General features: G+C 30.8%; 11 protein-coding genes. 1 reads left to right on the top strand and 10 read right to left on the bottom strand.

Annotated elements, in window-relative coordinates; genetic code table 11:
• Nucleotides 1–59 precede the first annotated feature (59 nt).
• A complete protein-coding gene (locus ACWW38_RS16835; protein ID WP_456258679.1) occupies nucleotides 60–1,703 on the top strand; it encodes a putative manganese-dependent inorganic diphosphatase in 1,644 nt (547 codons plus the stop codon).
• 1,241 nt (nucleotides 1,704–2,944) lie between these two features.
• Here the strand turns inward: ACWW38_RS16835 and ACWW38_RS16830 are convergent.
• From ACWW38_RS16830 to flhA, 10 genes are all read right to left on the bottom strand, one after another.
• A complete protein-coding gene (locus tag ACWW38_RS16830) occupies nucleotides 2,945–3,724 on the bottom strand; it encodes a hypothetical protein (protein ID WP_456258678.1) in 780 nt (259 codons plus the stop codon).
• Nucleotides 3,725–3,804: 80 nt separating this feature from the next.
• Complete coding sequence (locus ACWW38_RS16825; RefSeq protein WP_456258677.1) at nucleotides 3,805–4,617, bottom strand: flagellar hook-basal body complex protein; 813 nt, start codon at nucleotides 4,615–4,617, stop codon at nucleotides 3,805–3,807.
• 44 nt (nucleotides 4,618–4,661) lie between these two features.
• Entirely contained in the window at nucleotides 4,662–5,453 is a 792-nt protein-coding gene (locus ACWW38_RS16820) for a flagellar hook-basal body complex protein (protein WP_456258676.1), read from the bottom strand.
• On the bottom strand, nucleotides 5,450–5,662 hold the full coding sequence (locus ACWW38_RS16815) for a hypothetical protein (protein ID WP_456258675.1): 213 nt from the start codon (nucleotides 5,660–5,662) through the stop codon (nucleotides 5,450–5,452). Before ACWW38_RS16815 ends, ACWW38_RS16820 begins: the two co-directional genes overlap by 4 nt.
• A gap of 8 nt (nucleotides 5,663–5,670) precedes the next feature.
• The gene (locus ACWW38_RS16810; protein ID WP_456258674.1) at nucleotides 5,671–6,270 is read right to left on the bottom strand and encodes a DUF6115 domain-containing protein; all 600 of its coding nucleotides are present in this window, start codon (nucleotides 6,268–6,270) and stop codon (nucleotides 5,671–5,673) included.
• 41 nt (nucleotides 6,271–6,311) lie between these two features.
• A complete protein-coding gene (locus ACWW38_RS16805) occupies nucleotides 6,312–7,040 on the bottom strand; it encodes a FliA/WhiG family RNA polymerase sigma factor (RefSeq protein WP_456258673.1) in 729 nt (242 codons plus the stop codon).
• A gap of 3 nt (nucleotides 7,041–7,043) precedes the next feature.
• Nucleotides 7,044–7,700 (bottom strand): flagellar brake protein, encoded by a 657-nt coding sequence (locus ACWW38_RS16800; protein WP_456258672.1) that lies wholly within the window; start codon nucleotides 7,698–7,700, stop codon nucleotides 7,044–7,046.
• Between the two features lie 11 nt (nucleotides 7,701–7,711).
• Entirely contained in the window at nucleotides 7,712–8,590 is an 879-nt protein-coding gene (locus ACWW38_RS16795; protein WP_456258671.1) for a MinD/ParA family protein, read from the bottom strand.
• Nucleotides 8,584–9,735, bottom strand: coding sequence for a flagellar biosynthesis protein FlhF (flhF, locus tag ACWW38_RS16790; RefSeq protein ID WP_456258670.1), 1,152 nt, complete (start codon nucleotides 9,733–9,735; stop codon nucleotides 8,584–8,586). Before flhF ends, ACWW38_RS16795 begins: the two co-directional genes overlap by 7 nt.
• Nucleotides 9,732–11,756, bottom strand: coding sequence for a flagellar biosynthesis protein FlhA (flhA, locus tag ACWW38_RS16785; protein ID WP_456260479.1), 2,025 nt, complete (start codon nucleotides 11,754–11,756; stop codon nucleotides 9,732–9,734). The genes flhF and flhA overlap by 4 nt, the downstream gene beginning before the upstream one ends.
• Nucleotides 11,757–11,814: the final 58 nt, after the last annotated feature.

Raw genomic sequence — 11,814 nt, 5'->3', positions numbered from 1 at the left:
ATGGTAAAATAGTAAGGTGAAATTTGATTTAATTACTAATATACAGGAGGTACCATTAGATGAAAGATGTAATTTACATTACTGGACACAAAAACCCAGACACTGATTCAATATGCGCTGCTCTTTCATATGCTGAATTTAAAAATAAATCTGCTAATGTAAATGCAATCCCTATTAGATTAGGTGAGGTGAGCAGAGAAACTCAATTTGCATTAGATTATTTTGGAGTTGAAAAACCACAATATGTAGATAGCTTAAAGGCTAGAGTTAGAGATTTAAACATGGATAAAATACCAGCAGTTTATCCTGAAACATCATTAAAAACTGCTTGGTCTATAATGAAAAAAAACAATATTAAGTCTATCCCTGTTATTAATACCACTGAAACACTTGTTGGTATTGTAAGTTTATCTAACTTAACCTCATCATACATGGACATATGGGATAATTATATAATAGGAAAAAGCGATACTCCAATTGAAAATATAATTGAAACTTTATCTGGTAAATTATTATATAAACCTGATAAATTATCAAAATTCGGCGGTAAAATATTAGTTGCCGCTATGGATCCAGAAAGCATGAAAAAAATCATGGAACCTGGAGATATTGTAATTTGCGGAAATAGAGAAGACACTCAAGAAGCAGTTATAGAAAATAATGCTTCATTAATGATTATTACAGGTAGCCATACTGTAAATAAAAACATTATTGAAAAAGCTGCTAAGTTCAATTGTTCAATAATAAATACGCCTTATGATTCATTCACTTCAGCAAGAATGATTATTCAAAGTATCCCTGTAAGATACGTAATGGCAAATGAGAACTTAGTTTACTTTAGAGATACAGATTACGTAGAAGATATAAAAGATACTATGGGCAAAACTAGATTCACTAGTTATCCTGTACTTGATAGCAATAATAGAGTACTTGGAACAATTTCTAGATATCATTTGATATCTCAATTTAATAAGAAAGTTATACTTGTAGATCATAATGAAAGAGCTCAATCTGTAGATGGACTTGAAGATGCAGAAATAATAGAAGTAATTGATCACCATAGAATAGCAGATATTCAAACTGGTAACCCAATTTACTTCAGAAATGAGCCTGTAGGATGTACTTCATCTATAATAGGATCAATGTTCTTCGAAAATGGCATTACACCATCTAAGCAAATAGCTGGACTTTTATGTAGTGCTATAATTTCAGATACACTATTATTTAAATCACCAACTTCAACTAATTTTGATAGAGTGATATTAAATAAATTAGCTAAAATAGCTGACATAAACCCTGAAGAATATGCTAAGGAAATGTTTAAAGCAGGTACTTCCCTTACTGGAAGAAGTGTTGATGAAATATTTAATACAGATTTTAAGACATTTACTCTTCTAAACTATAAGATAGGAGTTGCTCAAGTTAGCACAATGGATTTAGAAGGATTTGCTTCTATGAAACCTGAAATGATATCTTATATGAATGGTAAGTGTGAATCTGAAAACTATGATTTACTTGTACTTCTATTAACAGACATAATTCAAGATGGTTCTGAAGTAATAGCAGTAGGAGATAAAACAGAATTTGTAAATAAAGCTTTCAATGTAACTTTAGAAAATGATTCTGTGTACATCCCTAACCTTTTATCAAGAAAGAAGCAAGTTATACCGCCTCTTACAGCAGCTATTGAATCAAGTAAATAATAAAGTATAGTGTAACAAAAATGGCGGCATGCAAAATTACTAGGCTAACGCATATATGTATCATTGAAAAACCTTCAGTTCATAGAGTAGTACTAAAGGCTGCTTTATTTAAAAATCTTACCCCGCTCCATCCGACGTCCTGTCGGGGAGCGGGCTGTGCTCGTCCATGAGCACAATTACAGATTTTTAAAACAGCTGCCTTAAGTACTACTAGTTATTCCTTCAAAGTTTCTTCAATTGATACATATATGCTAGCCAGTAATTTTTCATGCCTTCATTAGTTGCAACTAGCGATTACTATAGTAAATACTAAAATGACTTTCAAAAGCAAAATGATAATTTTGCATGGCGTAGCCACACTGTAAAGTTACTAAGTATGTGTTATTGAATACAACTTAAAGAATTACTCTCAATAATGCGTTAGCATGTAGATATTTTTAAAAACAATCTATAAACAAATCATCCTATCAAATAGCTTATCTTTTTATCCTATGATTAGCAATTTTCTTTAGCCCGCCCTCTTCAAACTAATATCTTCATTGATTCTAATTATTTTTACAATAGTTATATACACTTGATTATACTTTTAAATACCTTTATTGATTGCAATCAACAAACATTGTGGTAAATACTGTTATAACTTCAACAGGTTTAGCACAAAATCACGACCTCCTCATCGGGTTAAGTAAAGCTCTGCGCTTTTATAATAAGTCAATTAATCTGATGACTACCATCCGTAACACTCTCACTTCTAAAGTGAGAGATAACGGCTGCTACGTCCCTAGATAAGGGCTTCTAAGCTTCAACTGGAGGAAAAACTCCATCTGAAGCCAAGAATCCTCTTTATATAATATTTACATCGATTAATAAATTAGTTATAGTCTAAATACTAATTACTACTACAATATTTTGTATAAGTAATAGCGGCCTTAGTTTGCCTAATTTAAGGTACTAAAAGTAAGAAGATGTATAATTCACCAAGAGAATTTTGAGCAAGTTCTAGAAGTTCTTAGTTTGTGAATTTAAAAATTACCGTAATTTCCACCTACTAGGACGGGGGGAGCCAGGCCTGCATCAGGACGATGCATAGGACTGGGTAGGGAATTTTTAAAGGCACAAACTTAGAACTTTTTAACGTAGCGAAGATTCTCTGTTGAATTATACACCTTCGATTTTTAGCACCTTATCCTACAGTTACCAAGGCCGCCACTTTGTCGCAATATACTTAAAGCATTCTCTGTTTAGTATATTTTGACTATATTACATCCTAAAAATACAATAAAAAATATTGTGCACACGATATAGGCTATAGCTAAATAATCTTTAATATGTCCATATTGAATACTATTGTTGTATTTCCCGTAGCTCTTAATATAATCTGTTCCTTTAATATTAAAGTAATAGTAAAAGTTTATAGATTCTACATATGCAGCTAAAATGTTAGCATTTAAAAGAGGATTTATAAAAATACCCGATATATACTCATTTTTATAATCAACTGAGATTTCTTTATTTCTAATTAAAAAAATTACATATAAAAACATTTGTAATATTAATGATGGGACTATAGTAAAGATTCTCCAGATAAATAAAAATAGTTTATATTCCTTCTCGTAACTTAAATTATGTATTATAGTATAGGTAATAGCAAAATAATTTCCCAATATCAGTATATATAAAAGAGGCGCAATAAAGCCACATACTATAGCCCTTGTAATAGTGGTAATAGTATTATAAAAATCAACTTTCTCTTTTATATTTAAGTTGTACCTTTCCGTATTGCTAATATCTATTACTAAAAAAGCTGTTATAGCATTATATAGCTCTTTAGGAGCTGCTTTTTTTAATAATAGGCAAACTAGTATTATAGATAAAATGTAAAAAGCTTGTACTAACAATGGATATTTAAATATCTTTCTAATCCTTAAATCCATGTATTTTAATAATTTATGTCTATCAACCTTCCAAAATAGAATGCTAAATAAGCAGCCAACAGCATATCCTATCCCAAACTTATCCACTCCTTTAAAATAAAAAATACTTCTCATATAAATGTATATTAGTAAACATACATTTATATGAGAAGTATTAACAATTATTTTTATCTTCCTCTTAAATTATTTGCCATTTGCCACATCTCATCAGCAGTTCTGAGAGCACTTGAGTTTAGTTGGAAAGCTCTTTGTGTAATAATCATATCTGACATTTCTTTTCCCAAGTCTACATTTGAATTTTCAAGAAAACCTCTTATAATATCAGCATCTTTAGTTTCTACAACATCAACTTGTCTTGAAGTTCCACCTGCATTAACTATAATTTCAGGAGAATATAAATTTTTACCTATGCTTTTCATAGAATTATCCCCTATTGTATTATATAGAGGAATTCTAAAATTTTTATATCTATCTCCTTGAAGATTACCATTCGAATCAACTATAAAACTTTCTTTTGTAAAGCCGATACCTTGTACATTTACGTTTTGTCCATTGGCATTTAGTATAACAAGCCTATTACCATTATTATCTACAATTGTACCATCTCTATCAATACCAAAGGAACCACCTCTTGTATAAGCTTCATTTCCATTTGAATCCATTACTTTGAAAAATCCAGCACCATCGATTGCTAAGTCTGTATTAATATCTGTTGGCATAAGATTTCCTTGTGAATTATCTTTAATAAATTCTGAAGCTTTTACTCCTGTTCCAGTATATGGAGGATTGTTTTCCCCTCTTGCATTATTCTCAACAGGGTACCCTCTCCTTTTTAAAGTTTCCTGTACTAAATTATCAAAATCTACGTCTACTCTCTTATACCCTATAGTGTTCACATTTGCCATATTATTTGAAATAGCATTTAACTTATCCATTTCAGCAGACATTCCGCTTCTAGAGTTCCATATACTTCTTATCATATACTTTTTCACCGCCTAATTTAAATATGTTTTTTAGATCACTTTTAAACTCTTCCAACTTCATTTACAGTTTTTCCAAGAACCTCATCTAACGATTGTACTATTTTTTGATTACTTTCAAAACTTCTCATTGTCATCATCATATCAGATACTTCAGCCATTACATCTACATTAGATTTTTCTAGAGCTGACTGTTCCACCTTAGCATTTGTAGCTTCAATTGGATTCTGCCCTGAATATAAATTGTCTTCCATTTTCTTTAGGTTATTGTAATCTTCAAAATCTGCTATATACATTTTATATGTAGGAACTCCATTTAGACTTATATTTCCATTTTCATCGCATTTTATTTTAGCAACTTCTCCATTTCTAACTACATTAATGGGTTCTAATGCACCTGTATTTAGATTTCTAGCCATAACCCTATCTCCGTTACTACTTACTAAATCCCCATTTTGATTAATATGAAAATGACCATTACGTGTATAATAATTTTGATTATTAATTCCATCATTTCGAGATACTACAAAAAAACCGTTACCTTGTATAGCAAAATCAGTATCTTTGCTGGTTGCTTCAATTACTCCTTGCTCATGATTAATATAGGTTTCATCTATCTTACTTCCCATGGATAAGCTTCCTATTACATTTCGAACATTTTTTCCATTAACTACTTTATCATAATTTTGAATCATAACGTCATCAAATTTCTTAGTGATTAAGCTATCTTTTTTATATCCTACAGTATTAGCATTAGCTAAATTATTACTTATAACATCCTGCCTTGCTTCTTGATTTATCAATCCTGAAACAGCTGTATATATTGATCTTATCATTTCTTCACATCCTTGGCTTTATTATTTGAAGATTCATCTTCGATAACCTTATGCTCACCCTTATACTCCATGCCATATTCTCTTGCTTTCATCTCAATTTCTGTCTTTGAAATACTAACTTTAATCTTTGCATTTGCCATAACTGCAGTTCCAATAATAATTCCTATGCCTATACCTACAAGAACTCTTCTATCGCTCAAAAAGTCCACTATATTTTTTATTTTAGATATAATTCTTTTATTAATAGTACTTCCCCCTTACCAATTTTAAGGGCATCTGATATTTCATCTATGTTTAACCCCTCATTTAAAAGCTTTTCTACTTCCTTTATCTTTATACTATTATTTTCGGCATTGTCATTATTATCTTCCTGCTCTATATTTGTTCCATAGTTTTCTTTTGCCGTTAATGGCTTATTATTTTCCACTTGCAATTTTACTTCATTATCAAGACTCTTAATTCTATTAAAATCTATATCTACAATATCTCTTATTTTATCGTTAAAACTTGCTATATCTTTACATTTTTCTAAATTATTTATATCGTTTTCATTATTAATATATTTTTTATTCTGATCTTTTATATAATCATTATTGGACTGCATTTTTTCTTCCAGCTCAACTAATTGAGTTTGTATTTCTAGCAGCGTTTCCGCAAATTCTCGTCTTAGCTTACCAATTTCTACTTGAAATTCATCCATATTATTTTCACTGCTTTTTAAAATACCTTGAAAAGATCTTTTGTCCTTCAGTAAAGCTCTTAAATTCAGAAATATTAAGATAACTGCAATTAATATTAATGTAATGGCTGTTCCCATAAATTCACCCCTTATGTCTATATGAGCTTTAAAATTTTAGATTAAACTTCATATTTAAGCTTGCTCATCATTTTTCTAAGATGAATGATGGCCCTGCTATGTAATTGACAAACTCTTGATTCTGAAACTCCTAAAACCTTTCCAATTTCTTTTAGGGTCATCCTTTCATAATAATATAATGATAAAACAGTATTATCCTTTTCGTTTAATAGCTCTAAAGCTCTTGTAAGGTACTCTACCTGTTCTTGCTCTTCTAAAGCCTTTTCAGGATTTGGGCTCTTCTCATCTTCTATAGTACCCATCAAAAGCATATCATCATCTTCTGAAAAAATTAGATCTTCTAATGACACAATAGATATGTAATTTATAAAATTCTCTATCTCTCCTACACTTGTAATATTTACTCCAAGTTCCTCAGCAATTTCTTTACTACTCGGTTCTTTAAGATTCCTTTTTTGCAATGTTTCAACTGCATTATTATAACGGTTAAGCTTGTCCATAGCTCCTTTAGAAATAGGGCTGTTTTTTCTGATTTCATCAATCATAGACCCTCTGATTCTTATTGAGGCATAGGTTGAAAATTTCATTCCTTTGCTTTCATCAAACTTATTTAATGCATCCATAAGACCGACCATACCATAACCGATCAAATCTTCAAATTCAATATATTTGCTTTTTCCAATAATAACCCTTGAAGCAATATACTTAACCAATGGTATATACTTTTTCACTATCTGTTCTCTAAGATCCAAGTTACTTGCTAAGGACATTCCCTATTCCTCCTTTAATCCTTTTTTCATCTGTTCACGCATGATTGCAAAAACATACTTAATTATCTTGTCTTGTTCTATCATCTTCAAATCCACAAAGCTTATTCCGCAAAGCTTGTCCCCGGCTTCATCTTTTACTACTCTTTTTATCTCTCCTTTAACAAGGATATACATTTCTTCTATTGGCAATATTACTACTATTGAATCGTCTCTTTTTAAATCTAGTGAAGTTTTTAATTTTGATCCTCCTCCACTTAAATCTAATAGAGTTCCCTTTTCAAATTTCACAGTTGCTAAATTTTCTTTATTAAGTTTAAAATTCTTACCTATTAACCCAAACTTAACATCAATAAGCACTGGTACACGTACATATTTTCTTCTTTGAATTTTTTTTACCTTCTGAGGCTTATTAATCCAAATTAATGGTATATTAGATTTATTTCTTGAAACTACCATAGAGGGAAACTGATATATGCAATTTCCATCGTAGTAAAGTACCTCAATTCTTTCATTTTCTCTTAGTGGCAAGTATTGGCTATCTTTAATTGGAATACTTATGGCTACATAATCATCCTTAACATCTTGAATATCACAAGTGTATATTTCCTCATATGATATTATTTCTACTTTGTTGTTTATTTTAAAATTTACTTCAGTCATTATTAACCCTCCTATGAAAAGATGCTAAAAATCTTTTTAAATAAACCCTGTATTCCTTCACCACTGTTATTAACACTTAAGCCACATAGCTTTGATGCTACTCTTTCAATATCTTGAGCTGCTTCACAATTTGGGTGATTAATTACAAAGGGTTTTTGCTCTCTGACAGATTGAATTAGCTTTCTGTCCTCAGCAATACTTCCTAGATGCTCCAATTGTATGTTTAAAAATCTCTCTGCAGCATTCTTGAATTTATTAAAAGTAATTTCACCTTCTTGTCTCTCAATAACTCTATTTACAATAATTTTTGCTGATAACTTTATTTTAAAATGATCAACAGCTTTAACAAGACTATAAGCATCTGTAAGGGAGGTAGGTTCAGGGGTTGTAATTACTATAAGCTCTTCACAACATTTTATAAAGCCCAACACTGTTCTGTTAATCCCAGCTCCTGTATCCATTAATATAAAATCAAATCCACTAAGTTTACCTAATTTATTTAAGAAATTTTTTCTTCTCTCATCATCAATTTCATCGATTTTATTTATACCTGTTCCCCCTGGCAAAAGCTTTACTCCATAAGGTCCTTCTATTATTACATCTTCAATTTCTTTATTATTAAATATAATATCATATACGTTATATCTTGGTAAAAATCCCATTAATACATCGTCATTTCCCATTCCTACATCTGCATCAAAAATTAACACAGACTTTCCCATCTTCTGTAGAGCTATTCCCAAGTTTACTACGAAATTACTTTTGCCTACTCCACCCTTACCAGACGTAACTGTAATTATCTTGGCTCCTCCACTATCTTTATGGGAAATGGGTTCCTCTATATCTTTTTCTTTAGCTAATTGTCTAAGTTTCTGAGCTTGATCTAGCATATAAATTCCTCTCCTAGTATAAGGTTACAAACATCTTCTTTATTTAGCATCTTAAAATCATCTGGTACATTTTGGCCTACAGTTACAAAGCTAAGCGGCTTTCCTGTACACTCTAGTATATTCAAGATGGATCCATAAGTTGTTGTTTCGTCTAGTTTTGTAATTATTACATTATTAAAGTTTAATGTCCTATATCCTTCAACAATAGAATCTATATCTTTATCTTTAGTTGTACAACTTATAACAAGATATATATTATTTGCATCCACTTTTTGTATAAATGCATTTAATTCTGCTATCTGCATGGCGTTTTTACTACTTCTTCCTGTAGTATCAATTAATATAACATCACATTGGTTCATGCACTCTATAGCTGTCTCCATTTCCTTTACAGAAAATACCGTTTTAAATGGTATATTCATTATATCTGCATAAGTATTTAATTGTTCTACTGCACCTATTCTATATGTATCAATTGTAATTAATCCAACTTTTTTCTTCTCAATTAGAGCAAGTCTTCCTGCAAGCTTAGCAATAGTGGTAGTTTTTCCAACTCCTGTAGGGCCAGTTAAAACTACTACTCCCTTCATTTCTTCATCAGACAAATGGATCATATCATGAATTGCTTTTTTAACTTTTTCTTCTTCACTTATCTCTTCATCTATAATGCTTACCCGAGATAGTATTTTTTTTATAGTTTTTTCATTTAAATCATTTTTCTCCAGTAATAATTGAAGATCACTTTTTTTAGTACTTGAATTCCTATCAACCTGAGATATTTGTGATAACATATCTTTCATTTCTTTCATTTGTTTTAATATCTCACTATTTGAATTATTGCTTTTTTCTACAGTAATATTTTTATTTACTGTAGCATCTTCCGAACACTCTTTTGCAGGCGAAGCACTTTTTATCTCCATAACTTTTTTTATTGCCTCTATGCTATTTTGCATATCTTTTTCCATATAATTTTTATTATTATCAATTGCAGCTGTAACCTCTAAAACCTTAGATGAAAATAATCCTTTAATACCAGGTTTTCTTATTTTTCTCTGGCTTATTATAACTGCATCTTTCCCTAATTCATATCTTATTCTATTCATGGCTTCATTCATGTTGTTAACTATATACTTTTTAACTATCATTTATAAGTTACAACTCCTTCAGTCCTAATTTCTACATCATTAGGTATTTCATTTAATGAAAGAATATTAATGTTAGGAAATACCATCTCCGTAAGCCTTCTAAATGCTGGTCTTATCTTAGGTGAAACTAAAATCACAGGCTGATTTTCATAAAAGTGAACTGTATCTAAAACATTTTTAATTGAATCAAATATTCTGCTTGTAGTTTCAGGATCTACTGCTGGGAATGATCCCTGCATTGACTTTTGAATATTATTAGCAATAACCTCTTCTAACTCAGGTTCAAGTACCGCAACAGTTATAACACTATTTTCATCTACTAATGGATTGCATATAGTTCTTGAAAGTGAAAATCTAACATATTCAGTTAAAACTTCAATTTCTTTAGTATTTCTAGAATTGTCAGCTAATGATTCCAGTATAGTAACCATATCTTTTATAGATACTTTTTCTTTTAAAAGGTTTTGAAGTACCTTTTGAACCTCTCCTATAGTCATTAAGTCTGGTATTAGTTCTTCTACTACTGTATTGTACTTTTCTTTTACGGTATCTATTATCATCTTTGTTTCTTGTCTTCCTAATAACTCATATGAATGTGCCTTAATTGTTTCAGTTAAATGAGTTACCATAACAGTAGTAGGATCTACAACTGTTAGGCCCTTAATTTCAGCTTCTTCCCTTTGATCATTATTAATCCATATAGCTGGAAGACCAAATGTTGGTTCAATAGTTCTAATACCTTGGAGTCCAATTTCGTCTCCGCTAGGATCCATACATAAAAGCATATTAGGCATTAGTTCACCCTTTGCAATAACTGTCCCTCTTATCTTAATAACATATTCATTAGTCTTAAGTTGAAGGTTGTCTCTTATTCTTATAGGTTGTACAATTATGCCCATTTCAATAGCACATTGTCTTCTTACAGATGCAATTCTCTGAAGAAGATCTCCGCCAGAGGCCTCGTCTGCAAGAGGAATTAATCCATAACCTATTTCAATATCCATAGGTTCAACAGAAATTAAGTTAGTAACATTATCAGGTTCACGCTTTTCAGTTTCTATAATTTCCTGCTGCTCATTTTGTATTTGCATAATAGCATGTTCTTTTTCTTCTTTATATAGGAAATATGCACTTGCTCCTGTAGCTGTTGATAATATAAAGAAAGCAAGCGTAGGAAGTCCTGGAACTAAACCTAAAAATAAAAGCACAACAGATGCAATAGCTAATACCTTAGGAAATCCAGTTAACTGTTTTAAAAGCACATTACCGAAGTTCTCACTAGAGGATGAACGAGTTACCAATATACCTGATGCTGTAGAGATTAGTAATGCTGGTACTTGAGATACCAAACCATCTCCTATGGTTAGCTTTACATAAGTTTGAGCAGCCTCTCCAACAGGCATACCTTCCATTGCAGCACCAATTATGATTCCAACAATTGCATTTATAATGGTTATTACAATACCAGCTATGGCATCACCCTTTACAAACTTTGAAGCACCATCCATTGCTCCATAAAAATTTGCTTCTTCTTGAATTTTTAAACGTCTCTCTCTTGCTTCAACTTCAGAAATAAGTCCTGCATTTAAATCTGCATCTATACTCATTTGTTTTCCTGGCATAGCATCAAGTGTAAATCTTGCTGATACTTCTGCTACTCTACCAGCACCATTTGTTATTACCACAAATTGTATAATAGTTATAATTAAAAATATAGTTATCCCAACTACATAGTTATCGCCAGCAACAAAGTTTCCAAAGGTTTCTATTATTTGTCCAGCGTAATGATCTTTAAGTATAAGTCTTGTAGAAGATATATTAAGTCCTAATCTAAAAAGTGTTGTAACAAGCAACAATGTTGGAAATACTGAGAATTGAAGTACTTCAGTAGTAAACATTGTCAGTAGAATAATTACTGATGCTATTGTTATATTAAGTGCAATAAAAACATCCAATAATGCTGTTGGTATAGGAATGATGATCATTAGCACTATTCCCATAACTCCAAAAGCTACTATCATGTCTAAATAATTTTTAAAATTTAAGTTGAGCTTTCTTTCACTTTCCAACGCATTCACC

This window comes from Clostridium sp. JNZ J1-5, assembly GCF_053901425.1.
Note: the sequence above shows the minus strand (reverse complement) of the source record. Positions and strands in the feature narration are given on the sequence as shown.

Coding starts and splice junctions, on each gene's coding strand:
- ACWW38_RS16795 (WP_456258671.1), bottom strand. CDS start 8,590: ATGCTAGATCAAGCTCAGAAACTTAGACAATTAGCTAAAGAAAAAGAT.
- ACWW38_RS16810 (WP_456258674.1), bottom strand. CDS start 6,270: ATGGGAACAGCCATTACATTAATATTAATTGCAGTTATCTTAATATTT.
- ACWW38_RS16805 (WP_456258673.1), bottom strand. CDS start 7,040: ATGTCCTTAGCAAGTAACTTGGATCTTAGAGAACAGATAGTGAAAAAG.
- flhA (WP_456260479.1), bottom strand. CDS start 11,756: ATGATAGTAGCTTTTGGAGTTATGGGAATAGTGCTAATGATCATCATT.
- ACWW38_RS16820 (WP_456258676.1), bottom strand. CDS start 5,453: ATGATAAGATCAATATATACAGCTGTTTCAGGATTGATAAATCAAGAA.
- ACWW38_RS16835 (WP_456258679.1), top strand. CDS start 60: ATGAAAGATGTAATTTACATTACTGGACACAAAAACCCAGACACTGAT.
- ACWW38_RS16825 (WP_456258677.1), bottom strand. CDS start 4,617: ATGATAAGAAGTATATGGAACTCTAGAAGCGGAATGTCTGCTGAAATG.
- flhF (WP_456258670.1), bottom strand. CDS start 9,735: ATGATAGTTAAAAAGTATATAGTTAACAACATGAATGAAGCCATGAAT.
- ACWW38_RS16800 (WP_456258672.1), bottom strand. CDS start 7,700: ATGACTGAAGTAAATTTTAAAATAAACAACAAAGTAGAAATAATATCA.